The organism is Microbacterium amylolyticum, assembly GCF_011046975.1.
GTDB lineage: Bacteria > Actinomycetota > Actinomycetes > Actinomycetales > Microbacteriaceae > Microbacterium > Microbacterium amylolyticum.
Genome location: NZ_CP049253.1, coordinates 165,685 through 180,478 on the forward strand (window position 1 = coordinate 165,685; position 14,794 = coordinate 180,478).

General features: G+C 65.6%; 12 protein-coding genes and 1 pseudogene. 8 read left to right on the plus strand and 5 right to left on the minus strand.

The features are described 5' to 3' along the window. Positions 1–8: 8 nt before the first annotated feature. The gene (gene mobF / locus G6N81_RS00925) at positions 9–3,461 is read right to left on the minus strand and encodes a MobF family relaxase (RefSeq protein ID WP_165137531.1); all 3,453 of its coding nucleotides are present in this window, start codon (positions 3,459–3,461) and stop codon (positions 9–11) included. A gap of 239 nt (positions 3,462–3,700) precedes the next feature. Between mobF and G6N81_RS00930 the strand changes: the two genes are divergently transcribed. The 5 genes from G6N81_RS00930 (at position 3,701) to G6N81_RS00950 (ending at position 8,207) form a co-directional block, all read left to right on the plus strand. Next, the gene (locus G6N81_RS00930) at positions 3,701–4,204 is read left to right on the plus strand and encodes an RNA polymerase sigma factor (RefSeq protein ID WP_165131858.1); all 504 of its coding nucleotides are present in this window, start codon (positions 3,701–3,703) and stop codon (positions 4,202–4,204) included. Further along, entirely contained in the window at positions 4,197–5,192 is a 996-nt protein-coding gene (locus G6N81_RS00935; RefSeq protein ID WP_165131861.1) for a hypothetical protein, read from the plus strand. Before G6N81_RS00930 ends, G6N81_RS00935 begins: the two co-directional genes overlap by 8 nt. A 78-nt stretch (positions 5,193–5,270) precedes the next feature. Further along, entirely contained in the window at positions 5,271–5,747 is a 477-nt protein-coding gene (locus G6N81_RS00940; protein ID WP_165131864.1) for a peptidase inhibitor family I36 protein, read from the plus strand. Positions 5,748–5,990: 243 nt separating this feature from the next. Then, positions 5,991–7,250: a hypothetical protein gene (locus G6N81_RS00945; protein WP_165131867.1), complete on the plus strand. Its 1,260-nt coding sequence runs from the start codon at positions 5,991–5,993 to the stop codon at positions 7,248–7,250. A gap of 39 nt (positions 7,251–7,289) precedes the next feature. After that, on the plus strand, positions 7,290–8,207 hold the full coding sequence (locus G6N81_RS00950) for a DUF1963 domain-containing protein (protein WP_165131870.1): 918 nt from the start codon (positions 7,290–7,292) through the stop codon (positions 8,205–8,207). A 575-nt stretch (positions 8,208–8,782) separates the two neighbouring features. On the opposite strand, the gene G6N81_RS12920 is transcribed toward G6N81_RS00950, so the two are convergent. The 4 genes and pseudogenes from G6N81_RS12920 to G6N81_RS00965 all read right to left on the minus strand — a co-directional run bounded on the left by G6N81_RS12920 (position 8,783) and on the right by G6N81_RS00965 (position 11,776). Next, entirely contained in the window at positions 8,783–9,298 is a 516-nt protein-coding gene (locus G6N81_RS12920) for an alanine:cation symporter family protein (RefSeq protein WP_378730950.1), read from the minus strand. Between the two features lie 70 nt (positions 9,299–9,368). After that, positions 9,369–9,871: pseudogene (locus G6N81_RS12925) on the minus strand (alanine:cation symporter family protein); the annotation flags it as partial. Positions 9,872–10,007: 136 nt separating this feature from the next. Further along, positions 10,008–10,655 (minus strand): response regulator, encoded by a 648-nt coding sequence (locus tag G6N81_RS00960; protein WP_165131873.1) that lies wholly within the window; start codon positions 10,653–10,655, stop codon positions 10,008–10,010. After that, the gene (locus tag G6N81_RS00965; RefSeq protein WP_165131876.1) at positions 10,652–11,776 is read right to left on the minus strand and encodes a sensor histidine kinase; all 1,125 of its coding nucleotides are present in this window, start codon (positions 11,774–11,776) and stop codon (positions 10,652–10,654) included. The genes G6N81_RS00960 and G6N81_RS00965 overlap by 4 nt, the downstream gene beginning before the upstream one ends. Before the next feature lie 139 nt (positions 11,777–11,915). Between G6N81_RS00965 and G6N81_RS00970 the strand changes: the two genes are divergently transcribed. Genes G6N81_RS00970 through G6N81_RS00980 form a run of 3 tightly spaced genes read left to right on the plus strand, consistent with a single transcriptional unit; the run spans position 11,916 to position 14,767 of the window. Next, the gene (locus tag G6N81_RS00970; protein ID WP_165131879.1) at positions 11,916–12,650 is read left to right on the plus strand and encodes an ABC transporter ATP-binding protein; all 735 of its coding nucleotides are present in this window, start codon (positions 11,916–11,918) and stop codon (positions 12,648–12,650) included. Further along, complete coding sequence (locus tag G6N81_RS00975; protein ID WP_165131882.1) at positions 12,647–13,435, plus strand: ABC transporter permease; 789 nt, start codon at positions 12,647–12,649, stop codon at positions 13,433–13,435. Before G6N81_RS00970 ends, G6N81_RS00975 begins: the two co-directional genes overlap by 4 nt. Positions 13,436–13,471: 36 nt before the next feature. Then, positions 13,472–14,767: a M20/M25/M40 family metallo-hydrolase gene (locus G6N81_RS00980; RefSeq protein WP_165131885.1), complete on the plus strand. Its 1,296-nt coding sequence runs from the start codon at positions 13,472–13,474 to the stop codon at positions 14,765–14,767. Positions 14,768–14,794: the final 27 nt, after the last annotated feature.

Sequence of the window (14,794 nt, forward strand, 5' to 3'; positions counted from 1 at the left end):
GCGCCCGTTTAGAGGCTCAGGCCCGGCCCATCGCGGCGAGGCGTGGTGCTGCGGTGCTCCCGCCCGATGTCCTGGCGGGCGCGTTCCCGCTCGACACGCTGGGCCTCGCAAGCGGCCTGTTCGGCGCGGGTCTGTTCGATCCGCGCTGTCGCCTCGGCCGGGGTGAGGGTAGCGAGCACGTCGGCTTCCTCCCGTGCCTGCTTCGCGGCCTGTGCCGCCCGCGCCCCCTGCCGGGCGGGATTGGCGCTGAGATAGCTCTCCCGATTGCGGAGCACGTTGTCGGTACCGAACACGCGCGCGTACGCGGCCAACCGAGCCATCTGCGCCTGCTCGGGCCGACCGATCAGAGTGTCGCGCGCTTGCCGGTGCTCGTGCTCGGCGTCGATCACGCGGGGGTGCCCGTCCACGAGCGGGCCGGTCACGCGCTGCACCCACGCCTCGCTCTGCTCGTTCCACTTCGGCGGGCCGCCCCACTCGTCCGTGAGGTGCTGGCGTGCCTGCTGAGCGCGGGCCTGCGCGGTTTCGTGGTCGGTGCGGGCGCGACGCTTCCCGAACCAAGACGCCGCCTGTACTTGATCGCTTGCCCTTTGCGCGGCGGTGTCGGCGTCGTGCCAGTCGCTCAGCGCTGCCTCCGCCGCTGAGACGAACGGGGTAGCGACCTCGGCACGCACCTCAACGACTCGCTGCTTCGCCGCCTCCTCGGCCGCGCGTGCCCGTTCTCGCACGACTGTCTCGCGTTCGCGGAGGTCGGCGAGGGCGGTGCCGACCCGCTGCCACCGTTGCGCCTGCACCTCGGCGGTCTGGGCGCGGTGCATGAGCGCGGCGATCTCCTCGTTGACGAACCGCATTGGGCCGTCGTCGGTCAGCCCGGCCACGGCCTCCGTGGCACGCTGCGTGGCGGTGGTGAGGCCGCGGTCGGCGCGGTCGCGTGCCATCGCCTCAATGAACTGCGCCTGCGCATCCGCCTCGCTCTCCGCGACGACGTGCAGCAGGTTCGTCTCGCGGCCCCTTGTCATGCCGACGTAGACGCTCGCGGCACTGGTGGCGTCGGTGAGGAGCGTGTGCGCTCCGGCCACGGTCGCGCCCTGCACCCCGTAGGAGGTCGCCGCATAGGACAGGTGCGCGTGCTCGGCCACGTACTCGGCGGGCAAGCGCACGGTGTGCTGCTGCTTGAGCCCGTTCCCGTGTTCGCGGACGCGGAGCGCACCGTCGTCCTCGACCCGTTGCACGATCCGCTGCTGCGGGTTCGCCACCCCGATACCGGAATCGTTCTGACGCGTCTGAATCACATCACCCGCACCAATGGCGAGGTCGTCGCTGCCGTTGACGGTGCGGGTATCGTCGACGACACCCTGAGCGACCCGCTCCTCGCGGATAGCGGCATTGACGGTGCGGGCCTCATCGTTCGTGCTCACCGTCACCGCCTCCCCATCCTCCCGCTGTTCGGCGACATGGGCGTGCGCGTCCTCGCTGTTCGAGTGGAGCCGCACGAGGCCCTGCTGGGCGAGTCGGTCGAACACATCGCCGGGGTCGGTGCCGTCGCGCATTCGCAAGGTGAGGTCGGCGTAGGCAGGGTCGGTGAAGCGGTGCACCTCGGCCATATCGAACGTGCGCCCCCGAATCTGCGCGGCCATATCGAGCACCCCGCCACGCCCGACCGCGGGAAGCAGCGCACGATCCCCGACAAGGGCAACGGTCGCTTTCGCTTCGGCGGTGATGGTGAGGAGGGCGAGGGCGGTGTCCTGGTCGAGCATCCCAGCCTCGTCCACGATCACCCGCTCACCCCGCACCAGCCGCGCCGTCTCGGTAGGGCCACGGTAGGTGCGGCCCGTCTCCGGGTCGGTATCGCCTGGGACGAGGCGCGTCCAGACGCCGTCATCGTTCCACCGCCACCCGTGGACGTGCACGAGCGCTGCGACACTCGTCGCAGGCACGCCGAGTTCCTCGTGCGCGACCTGCGCGGCGCGCAACGTCGGCGCAACAACCCGCGCCGCCCGACCGTGCTGCGCTGCGACCTCGATTGCAGCACCGAGCATCGTAGTCTTGCCCGCACCGGCCGCACCCTCCACAACCACGAGCGGATCACGCGACGCCACCGCCGCAGCCGCGATCGTCTGCCCGGCATCCAGGCCGTGCACGTGCGCGGTCTCGTGCAGGTCGGGGTGACGCGGCTCGCGCTTCGGCACCCGTGCGGCCAGGAAGTCGCGCAGCTCGGTCTCGGCCTGCACCACCCGCACGCTCGTGAGGTGCGCAACATGCTCGGGAGTCGGTGCGCCGGGAGAGAGGATCGAGAAGCAATCCTCCAACGCCAACCCCGTTGCAATGTTGACGAACTCGCGTATCTCGGCAGGGGTGGCGTGCACGCCGTCGTCGGTCATGATGCGAGTCGCGTGCTCCTGCACCGTGTGCCGCGTCCACGCCGACCCACCCGCAGCGCACCGGTCCAGCGCACGACTCGCAACGGTCTGCACCGCCAGGTCGTCGAGCGATACCCGTGCACGCGGGGCGGGGCGTTGCAACGTGTCGGGATCGTAGCCGGCCTCCCGCAACTCCGCGATCCACGCCTGTTCTTCGCGCAGGGTGGTGGGCTTCTTCGCGGGGCGCTCATGCGCCCAGGCTTTCGCCGCGAGACGGGCGGAGACGACCGGCCCCATCGTCTCGCCCGGATGCGCCGCCTCCCACCAGGCCTCGAACCGTTCCAGATGCTTGCGCACCTGCTCGCCGCGCTTGCTCATCATCGGGTTGAACCGTTCGAGCTCGACCACCTCCCCGGTCATCGTGTCGAGAGTGAGGCCGTGCCGGTCGAGCACTTCGGCGAGCTCGGGGTGCGCGGCGATGACGGCGGTGCCGAGAGCACGGATCGCGCCCTGCTGCTTGAACAACGCCGCCGTATCGAGCGCACGCCATTTCCCGGCCGCCTGCACGCGGGTGCCGATCTGGAAATGGATATGCCGATGCGGATCACCCGCACGCGACGTGCGATGCGACACCGCCACCGTCTGCACCTCACGCGCGGGCACGACCTCCTGCCTGCCACGAGGCCCGACACGAGTTACGGAGTGCTGGGCGACCCACCGCTGAATCTCCGCCACAGCATCCTGCTGCGCACGGTCAAGGGCATCGGAGACCTTCGGGTGCAGCGCGGCGGCGATCGACAACGACTTGGGGGTGTTGACGACCATCTCCGCGAACCGCGGCGACCCCTGCCGCCCCTGGCCGGGCAGTCGCGGTATGCCCATCGACTCGCCCGCGACCGGGTTCACCCAGTCCACCCATCCGGCGTAGGTCTCCGGATCGAGCCCGAGAGCAGCGGTGACGTTGCCCTCACTGTCGAGGGTCGTGAACTGCGCGACAGAGGCGTCGTCGCCGAGGTAGTAGTCATCGGCGCGGGAACGGTCAGCCTCGACATAGCGGCGCGCATCGGCTCCGGTTCCCCGGAACAGGATCACGCCGCCATGCATAAGGACCACCACCTTGATGTTCTCTAAATAGGAGAACTCTGTATCTACAACGGTAGCGTACGTCCATTCAGATGAACACTGCGATGTCTCAGGGCATCGTGGACACGTCGCTGAGGGGAGCGCACCGGGTGGTTGTTTCGATCGGGTGTTGATGTCACACTTCGTCGCTCCGAAGCAACGGAGATCATGGAAGGTGTTCACGTCTGCCGTTCGGGTGGTCTGTGAGGAGAGGGAGTGGCGTGAAGAAGTTCTCGACGTTCTTCAAGGAGAACTATTCCTTCGTCGTCGGCGTTGCCGAACGTCGCCTCGGCTCCGTCCAGGATGCCGAGGAGGTCGCGACGGAAGAGTTCCACCTCGCGTGGCAGCGCTACCAGGCAGGCGAACCGCTCAGTGTGCCGTGGCTGTACGGGGTGGTACGGCACCTGATCGGGGACGAGTATCGGCGGCGCGGGAGGCGTGCTGAGTTGCAGCGCCAGCTCAACGAAGATTTCGCGTTGAGCATCCCGGTCTCCGATGACCTGTACGCGGATGTGCGGGACGCGGTCGAACGTCTCCCGCTGATGCACCGGGAAGTACTGAAGATGACCTACTGGGAGCGGCTCACCGCGAGGGAGATCGCCGCAGTACTCGACGTCAACAGCGCTGCCGTTCGGGCCAGGCTGATGCGAGCCAGACGTCTCCTGCGCACCGCGCTGAGCGACATACAAGATCGAGCCGGTAGGGAGGTGCCCACTCGTGAATGATCTCCTGAGCAGCCTGCTTCGCGCCGCAGACCCCGGGACCGTGAAACGCGGTGACCCGCTCTCCGCGCTCGGTTTGCGCGAACTCGCCGCCTACGAGGCACGGGAAGCGGCTCTCGCGCGCTCGTCACGAAGCAACTCGATCTCTTCCCCCCGTCGTCAGGTGTGGCGGCCCATGCCATTGGCCGCCGGGGGCGCGTTCCTCGTTCTGCTGTTCGTTGTCGTGTTCGCGGCGACGAGTGTCCTGCGTCCCGCTCCGGCGGTAGCGGCGACCCCGCCTCTTCTCGAACTGGCGTCGGTCTCGCAGTCGGCCCCTGAGCTGTTGAAAGAGATGGAGAACATGCGTCGCAAGGGGCAGCCTCCCGGCATGACGATCCGGGCGCAGAGCTGGGCGTTGAACACCTCGATCGGTGAGGACGGCATGATCGAGTCCTCGGTGGTGGAGCCGCAGTGGAGCGAGACGACTTTCCTACCCGACGGGAGTGTCCGCTACCGGCTCGTCACCGCCGATCCGTTCCCCGGTCAGAACGATGACACTCTGCCCGAACCTGGCACGGTTCTCGTGGACGAGGTGTTCCTCCCCGGCGACTGGGACACCCCGGTAGATGAAGCACCTCCCACCGGCGTCGGTGACGTGGCCGCCTACCTGGCCACGCTGACCGGCGCGGACACGCTCACCGGGGGTCAGGCGATCCGCGAGATCAGCACGATCGTGTCGAACACCCTCCTGACCCCCGAGCAGGAAGCGGCGCTCATCGGGTACTTGAACACGCTGGGCGGCATCCAGGTGTCAGGCTCCACAACGGATCGGCTGGGCCGGGTCGGGATCGTGTTCAGTGCGACGGACCGTGACCCCGAGCAGTTCGAAGACCGGCTGATCATCTCCCCGAGCAGCGGGCAGATCCTCGCAACCGAGACCCTCTACATCGGCTCCGACCGCACCGACATCGCATCCCCGGCCGTCATCGACTACACCGCCTGGGAACGCTGACTTCCCGACCCCTGCTACACCTTCACCGACAGAACGGATACCCGATCCATGCACCACCCCCGTACCCTTCTCACCGTCGTGCTCGCGCTCGTCCCGCTCGTCACCCCGGCCGAAGCTTCGGCCGCAACACCATCCATAACTCCGATGCAAGAGCAAGTGGAGGACGTCATCGACGAGCACGGCGGCGTGCAGACCGGATGGAACGAGGTGACCTGGGATGATGGGGCGATCATCCTCACCATCGCCCGGGAGGACAGCATCAAGGCGGGAACGATCAGCGCGCGGGCAGCGACGGCGTCGGCGGCGCGGGACAACTGCGCGGCCGGGAAATACTGCGCTTACGGGAAGGCGGGCTACGGCGGCAACAAGCTCACCTACTCCTCCTGCCCCGCAACCCACACCTCCTTCAGCATCATCGGGTCCCCACGTTCCATCAAGAACAACCGCACCTCGGGCACCGTCAAGGCCTACAACGGCAGCACGCTGAAGAACACCCTGACCGCAGGCAAAGGCAACTCGAACACCAGCGGCATTACGAAGATCACGTGTGCGTGACGCTTCGCGCACTATTGCTCAGCGCGACATCCTGAAGCACGGGCTGGGGCTCAGCGGGATGAGCTGATCGGCCGCTGAAGGCGCTGGGCGCAAGTTCATGTGCTGTCGATGTCACACATGACCTTTCCCGAACAACGTCAAGAATGACCGCGGTCACCTCTCCGGTGCATCCAAGGTCATGGCCGAGCTTCCCAGGAAGCCAGAGCCTTCCCGCTCAACACCGACACCTGAAAGGTGCCCATTGTGACAGCTTTGCGCAAGCTCCGACCCATCGCGCTCACGACAGCAGCAGCCGTCGTGAGCGCCCTCCTCATTGCATCCCCTGCCCACGCCGAAGACACCGCATCCGTGGATGAGGCGTCCGCGACTGCTCTCAGCATCGCGGATCAGCAGAATGCCACACTGTCCGGGAGCGCCCCGTTCTCCGAGGAGGACGGTGTCTTCGTCACCGATTCGGGCGTCGCGATCGACGGCGACGTCCTGCTGCTTGGTGAGGGTTACCCGAACATCGTCCTTCCCGCCGCTGATAGCGTCGCGGGCGAGACGACCGCGGACGGAACTGTTGTCTTCGCGGATGCGGGTCCAGGGCTGGATGTTGTCGTGGAAGCGGCCGGGGATGGCGTCGCACGGGTATTGACCGTCGCCGACGAGGACTACAGCGATGACCCTGAGCACCGCTACTCCTACGAAGTCGATCTCCCTCAGGGCGCGATCCTGGAACAGAGCGACACCGGAACCGTCTTTGTTCTCGCGCCTGCATCGGAGAGCACCGAGGATGCCGCTGTCGATCTCGCAGAGGTGCTCCCGCCCGAGGACGCTGAAGGTCCGGAGCCGGAGCCCGTCCTTGCAAGCGATGATGAGATCGCGACCGAAGAGGAACTGGCCGGAGATTTCGATGTGCCTGCTGGTTGGGAGGTTGTCGGCGCGTTCCAGTCGGCATGGTCGGCAGACGCTACCGGCGCATCCTTGCCGACCCACTACGAGGTCGATGGGAACACTTTGACGCAGGTTGTCGATACGACAGGTGCGCAGTTCCCGGTCGTTTCCGACCCCATCCCGCTCGTTGTTGTCGGCCTGGCTGCGATCGCTCGCGCGCTCCTGCCCGCCCTCCTGCGTCAAGGCGCTAAGGCGCTTGCGACCCAGACGATCAAGGCGGGAGTGAAAGCCACGACGAAGGGCGGATACAAGACCTTCGCGGCCTTCAAGAAGGACATCGCCGGGTCCACACCCAAGGGCAACCAGTGGCACCACATCGTCGAGCAGTCCAACATCAGCAAACGCGGCTGGGACGCACGTTGGGTGCATAACCGCAACAACCTCGTGAGCATCCCCAAGGAAGTCCACCAGAAGTGCGTCAACAGCTGGATGGCGAAGAAGAACGTCAGCAAGTTCGGTATCAAGTCCGGAAACAGCACGATGCGCCAGACTGTCCACAAGCTCAGCTTCTCCAAGCAGCATGAGATCGGCTTCGCCCTGCTCAAGCACTGCGGCGTAACGTTCTAGCCTCGCCCACGGAGTCGGCCCGTTCGGAAGGATACGACCATGACCCAACTGCCCCGCACCCCCGTCACTGCCGCGTCGCGTGAGCGGATCGTCGCCTGGCTGAACTCACCCCAGATCGGGGCCGGGTTTCTCGCCGACGAGGTGAAGTTCTCGCTGCTGCTGCTCGACCAGTACGAGGCGGGCAAGGATCGCATCCTCGCCGAACGGGCCGAACTCGGCGAGCTCTCCTGGCTCGGCGGCCCGGCACTAGGACCGATCGAATGGCCTCACAACCGCGATGGTGAGCCGCTCGCGCACATAGCCACGATCCTGCTGAGCGAAGCGCAGGCGCTCATCGAGTCGCCCGACTTCATCGAGTCGGACTGGCCTGAATCCGCTCCCCGCCTGCCCGAGACCGGGTACCTGGAGGTGTTCCACCACTTGGGCACCTACGGCAACCCCGAAGACGACGGCACCGGCGGCTGGCTCGTCCGCCACGTCCCGTTCGATGAGGAGACTGTTCCGCCTCTGGTCGACGCCCCTGACGACCTCGACGTGCCGCAGGAGGTATGCCAGCCGGTGCTTCTCGCGGCCGGGTTCAGCGTTCCTTCCGCCGTCGACTTCGTAGACGCCGACGAGACGGTTTTCGACGCGGCCGAGCGGGTCGAGGAGGAGACCAACGCGGCGTGGACGGCATGGCGTCGCGGCGTTGAGAAGGTGAACGAGCCGGTGTTCCCCGTCTCGCATCTCTACGGGCACAGTGACTCCGGCACCGAGTACGCCCACGATATTCTCCACGAGGTTCGTCCGTTACGCGATGACATCGACTCGCATGTGCTCGTGCTGTCGGTGGAGAGTTGGACGCACTTCGAGGGCTGGTTCGGCGATGCCGGGAACTTTGAGGTCTGGATGCGCGCTAGCGACCTGACCGAGCGCCGCTTCAACCAGGCATGGTGCATGATCCGCACCGACCACTGAGGACTGAAGTGGCCGAGGTTCGTGCAGGAACGAGCGGTCACTCAACACCACGACGGCTGCGCTGTAACTCCGCCCGAACCTGCATCCGTTCGGTACGCACGTCGTCACCGGGTCTTGGCCCACACCGTGCCCCGGTGAACGCCGAACCGTTTCGCGAGTGCGGTCACGTTGACGCTGTGCTCGCGAGCTGTTCGACCGCTGCCTCGCTGAACTCGCCCCAAGACCGCGGTCAGGTTCTTCGCCGACGATGTGAAGCTCTCGCTGCTGCATCAGGGGTCCGTTCCTTGCTGACCGCCCTGCGCCCGGGTCGCGTCGCGAAAAGTGCTAAGGAAAGTGCTAAGGAACCTGTAGGTCGGGGTATCGCGGTGGAGTCATCCACAGGTCACATGCCCCAGATCGTTGATTTTACGCGGCAGAACGCCCTGCCGGGATTCACGGCGCGAGGGGGGCGAGGTCAGTTCAAGTCCCCCCTCGCGCACACACGTGATGTCGCAAGATATCCAAAACAAATGAACCCCCGGATACTGGGGGTTCATTTGTTTTTGCGGGGTGGACCGAGGCCCACCCCGTGTCTTCTACTTCCGGCGCCGACGAGCCGGTGCCGCGTCCGTATTGACCGCGGCGTCCTCCCACGCCGTGGCGTCGAGGTTGAGGCCGGGGAACTTCGCCGGATCGAAGACGGGCTTATCGACGCCGGATTTGAGTTGCTCGGTGTAGTCCTTGACGACGCCCAGAGCGGTGGGCAGCAGCATGAGGATCGCGGTGAGGTTGGCAAGCGCCAGCAGCCCCATGAGCGGGTCGGAGAAGAAGAACACCGCAGTGGCTCCGGGAGCGATTGCCCCCACGAGCACGATCGCGATAACCGCCCACCGCAGGATGTGCGTGGCGATTTTGCTCGGAATGAGCTCTCGCAGGGCTGTTTCACCGAGGTAGTAGTTGTACATAATCGAGCTGAACGAGAACAGCAGAATCGCGAGGGTGAGCACGTACATCGTCCACTCGCCACGGCCGGCTGTCAGAGCGTTCTGAGTGACCACGATGCCGTCGGCGTCCTCGTTCCCGGGCTGGTAGACCCCGCTCAAGAGGATCATGAACGCCGTCGCCGAGCATCGCGGGCACTTCGGTGACGTTGATGGCGATGACGATGAGTGCCAGGAGAAGGTAGACGAACGCCATGATGGGCATGATGACGTCGGCGACCTTTGCGATGCGCTGGATGCTTCCGTAGACGATGAAGCCGGCGATCGCAGCCATGACGATTCCGGTGATCCACCGGTCGACGCCGAGGCTGTTTCGGCAGCCCCCGCGATGGTGTTGGCCTGGAACGCGTTGAAGCCGAGGGCGAAGGAGGCCAGGAGGCAGCTGGCATAGATCACGACGAGCCAGTTGAAGCTCTTACCCAGCCCGTGCCGGATGTAGGTGGCCGGTCCGCCGCGGAAGGATCCGTCGGGCAAACGGCGCTTGTAGGTCTGCGCGAGTGTGCACTCGACAAGGCTCGTCGCCATGCCGACCAGCGCGATCATCCACATCCAGAACACGGCCCCGGGGCCGCCGAGCGTGATGGCCACGGCCACACCGCCGATCACCCGCCACATGCGGCCGAAGTAGCGCAACTGGATGAACTTCGTCGAGACCGTGAAGATGATGCCGAAAACCACCAACATCGGGATGAGTGACCGTCTCCAGGTGAAGCTGTCGACTCAGCAACTGACCAATGTGCGGCAGGTTGGTCTGCTGAGCGTGCCTCTGACGACCGTGTCGGAGACGGGGGCGCGGGTGTCGTGAGGCCGAATGGTTCTCCTACCCCAACACCCCTGCGTGGAGGGCGCGGAGAACCGCCTGTGTGCGGTCGCGGGCCTGCAACTTCATGAGGACCATCGATACGTGGTTCTTGACGGTTCCTTCGGCCAGATGCAACATCTGAGCAATTTCGCGATTGCTGTAGCCGCCGGCGATGAGGTGCAGAACATCGGTCTCTCGCTCGGTGAGGCGCTCGATCGGCCCTCCGGAGTCCGCCGGATCGGGTGCCGTGGAGACGGCCTTGATCAGACGTTCCGTCATCGCGGGCTGGAGCAAGGTTCCCCCGCTGGCGACGGTGCGGATCCCCCCGACGAGCTGCTCGAGGGTGACATCCTTGAGCAGGTAGCCGCGAGCTCCCGCGCGCATGGCGCCGAGAACGAGCTCGGCATCGTCGAAGGTCGTGAGGACGAGGACAGGCACGGTAATGTCCGCCGCACGCATCGCTTCGAGCGTCGCGATACCGTCCATCCCCGGCATGCGAAGGTCGAGGAGAACCACATCGGGGGAAACCTCGGCGATCTTCTCCAGCGCTTCCGCCCCGTCAGAGGCTTCCGCAACAACGTCCACCTCGTCGCTGATCCCGAGGAGACCGCGGATTCCTTGACGGACAAGTGTCTGATCGTCGACGATGATCACCCGAACGCTCATACGGGCACCTCCACCCGAACCTCGAAACCGCCGCGTGTTCCTCGCCCAAAGCTGGCGGTACCGCCCAACGACTCCGCGCGCTCGCGCATACCGCGGAGACCGTTTCCGATGTCGAAGCGAGTCGGCCCCCACCCGTCGTCAACGGCGCGTAGAACGATCGACCTTCCTTCTTGTGTCAGTGTGAGCGTCAGTGTTGTCGCCGATTCTGCGTGGCGAACAGCGTTGGTGACGATCTCCTGCGTCGCCCGGACGAGCGCCGTTGTGCTTGCGTCGGATGATGGAACGTCTGGATCAACCGTCAGAATGACTTCCGGCGTTGACACTCCATCGATCGCCGCCCGCAGGGCGTTCTCCAGTGATCCGCGCTCCTCGCGCAGCTGGGAAACGACGTCGCGAACATCGCGGAGGAGATCCTTCGCGATCGCCCGTGCACCAAGAACGTGCTCGCGCGCCGGTTCCGCCGTTTGATGCGAAGCGATTTCGAGTTCGAGGGCGAGGGCCGTGAGCTGGTGGCCGACGACATCGTGCAGATCGCGCGAGATCCGTAGCCGTTCCTCCGCGCGCGTCGACTGTTCGAGGAGGGCGTTCGTGGCTGCCAACTCGATGTGTGCGCTCTGTAACTTTCGTTTTGCCCGCTCTTGTGATCGCCAGGTGAACACCGTCATCACCGAAACGAGCTGGATCGCCAGGTAAAACACCGAGTTGAGCGCCTGGTTCTCCAGCGAGCTCTCGGATGTCGCCACGAAAATCGTTGCGGTGTTGAGAGCGATGACGAGCCCCGTGCCCCAGGCGGGCAGAACATAGCAGCTCAGTGCGGCGCCGAACACGAGAATCACGGCGACGAATCCCATGCCGCCATCGAGCAGCAGGACGGCGGCGAGCGCACACGCCTGCTGGATGGAGAAGGTCGTCAGGGTAAGCGCGCGCGACGGATGCCCAGACAGGATTGTCGTGAAGAAGTACCCGGCGAGGAAGCCGCAAAACACCGCGACCCAGACCCACGGTGGGCCGAGCGTCACAGCGCTACCCTGCGCCATCAGCACGATGACGGGGAGAGCAATCGCGACGCACAGCAGCATCACGAGGCCCACGACGATCAGACCGGAATGAAGGCGTCTCACACAGCAACGCTATCGAGGAACGCAACAGCCCGCCCCTGCCAGAAGTCATGGTCGGAGGTCATGACCGGCGGCACGCGCACGCCACGGGGCGCGGAACGGACGATGGGGGAACCAAACACACACGAGAGGAACCCCCATCATGATCCCCGCCATTGAGGTGCAAGGGCTCACCAGGTCATACCGCGGCCGGCCCGTTCTGCGCGGCGTCGACCTTGCGGTGCGCGAGGGCGAAACCCTCGGCATCTTGGGCCACAACGGTGCCGGCAAGACAACCCTCGTCGAAACGATCGGCGGCCTCCGCAAACCGACAAGCGGGTCCGTTCGCGTGCTGGGCCTCGACCCCATCGCCGATCGCGATCGGGTTCGCGGAGTTCTCGGCATGCAGCTGCAGAACTCGATGCTGCACCACGCGCTGTCGGTCAGGGAGAACCTGCGCCTGCACCGCTCCTTCTACCGAAGCGGCGAAGACCCGGACGCTCTGATTGAGCGCCTCGGCCTGACGGCGGTACGCGGAACCCACGCGCAACGGCTCTCGGGCGGACAACAGCAGCGATTGTCCGTCGGCGTCGCCCTCATTGGGCGGCCGCGGGTTCTCATCCTGGACGAGCTCACAACCGGCCTTGACCCCGAAGGGCGCAGGGGAATCTGGCGGCTGATTGAACAGCTGCAGGCCGATGGCGTGACGATTCTGCTCGTCAGCCACTCGATGGACGAGGTGGCTCGGCTCTGCCGGCGCGTGATCATGCTCGACGCCGGCCGCATCCTCACAGAGGGAAGCCCGGAAGCTCTGCGCGAGCAGACCGGAGCAGAAGATCTGGAAGAAGCGTTTCTCGCCCTGCGTCAGGGAACGCGCGACACGGGAGAAACATCATGACCACCACCGGATACGACATTCCCCGTCAGAAACCACCCGGGATCGGAGCCTGGGCGCAGCTGACCCTGTCTGAGATCAAGAGCGTCATGCGTGATACAGCTGGCCTTGTCGTTCCCATCGGGATGCCGAGCCTGTTTCTCGTCGTGCAGGGCTTCTCCACCAGCGAGGAGACGCTCCCGTTTGCGGGCGGGCGGTCGGTTCTCGAGGTGTACGTTCTGCCGCTCATGCTGGTGATGGTCGTGGCGCTGATTGGCGTTGTCAACATGCCCTCTTTCCTCGCGACGTACCGCAAGGAGGGCCTTCTGAAGCGTCTGGCCGCAACACCAGCCAGGCCCGCCATGGTGCTTGTCGCCCAGGTCATGACCTCGGTTGTCCAAACGCTTCTCGGGGTCGGCATTGCGCTCGGCATCTCCGCGGCGATGTTCGGGCTGATCGGCCCCGAACGTCTCCTCGCCACGATTGGCGTGTTCCTGCTGATCTGCGCCGCGATGTACGCCGTCGGCATGATGGTCGCGGCATTCGCGCCAACGCCCAACGCCTCCGTTGCCATCGGATTGGTCGCTTTCTTCCTGTTCGGCGCGCTCGGTGGGCTCTTCGGCGGCGCCGATGCGCTGCCCGACCAGATCCGGATCATCGGCGAGTGGACGCCGTTCGGCGCCGGAGCCACCGCCCTCCAGAGCGCATGGATCGGCGAAACAGTGCCCTGGCAGACACTCACAGCGCTCGCCGCAGCGACGGTGATCGGAGCGCTGTGCGCCATCCGCTTCTTCCGCTGGTCCCGGTGACGGATCATCCCAGGGCAAGCGGGTAGCGTGGGGCGCATGTCTGACGCCCAGCTGCCCGAGGTCGTCCGCGTCGCACGGGACCTCATCCGGTACGACACGACGAACTATGGCGGCGGCAACGCAAAAGGTGAACGCGAAGCCGCCGCCTACGTTGTCACCTACCTTGAGGCCCTCGGGCTGGAGACGCAGACGTACGAACCCGTTCCGCGCCGGACGAACGTTGTGGCGCGCGTCGCTGGAGCGAACCCCCACAAACCGGCTCTCGTCCTCCACGGGCATCTCGACGTGGTTCCCGCCGTTGCGGAAGACTGGTCGGTCGACCCGTTTGCCGGGGTGATCCAGGACGGGATGCTCTGGGGACGCGGCGCCGTTGACATGAAGAACATGAACGCGATGATTCTCACGGCCGTGGCGGAGCTGCTGCGTGCGGGAGAGAAGCCCGAGCGTGACCTTATCCTGGCGTTTTTCAGTGACGAGGAGAACGGCGGAGTCGAGGGATCGGCCCGTGTTGTTGCCGACCGCCCGGAGTGGTTCGACGGAGCAACGGAAGCGATTAGCGAGGTGGGCGGCTACTCCATCCCGGTGGGGGAGCAGTCGGCCTATCTGTTGCAGGTGGGGGAAAAAGCCCTCATGTGGATCACGCTCACGGCGCGCGGACGCGCGGGGCACGGAAGCCGCGTGCACCCCGATAACGCCATCACCCGGCTGACTGATGCGGTTACTCGGCTGGGCCGCACAAACTGGCCAGTCGAGCTGACTCGGACAACAACCCAGCTTCTCGCCGGGATGAGTGAGATCTGCGGCGCCGATCCGTCGGATCCGGACCAGGTTGCTACAGCCGCCGGTCCCGCCGAGGCGTTTCTGGCCTCCTCCTGGCGCACCACAACCAACCCCACGGGCCTCGCCGCCGGCTATAAGCACAATGTGATTCCCGATGCGGCCACCGCAACTGTTGACGTGCGGGTGTTGCCGGGGCAGGAAGATCGCGTGCTGGCCGAGATTCAGCAGATCGTTGGCGACGACATCGAGATCGGGATGTTCCACCGTGACATCGGCCTGGAGATTCCGTTCGAGGGCGAGCTGGTTGATGCCATGGTGGCAGCGCTCGGCCGTCATGACCCCGGTGTTCCCGTTCTGCCGTATCTGCTCGGCGCCGGTACCGACAACAAGTCGCTCGCCGAGCTGGGAATCGCCGGATACGGTTTCGCTCCGCTGAAACTTCCCCGTGAACTCGACTTCACCGGCATGTTCCATGGCGTCGATGAGCGTGTCCCGCTGGATGCTTTGGTCTTCGGCCAAAAGGTCCTGGCCGACCTCATCCGCTCGTACTGAGCTTTTCCCTGTCCGTTACGAGAGATT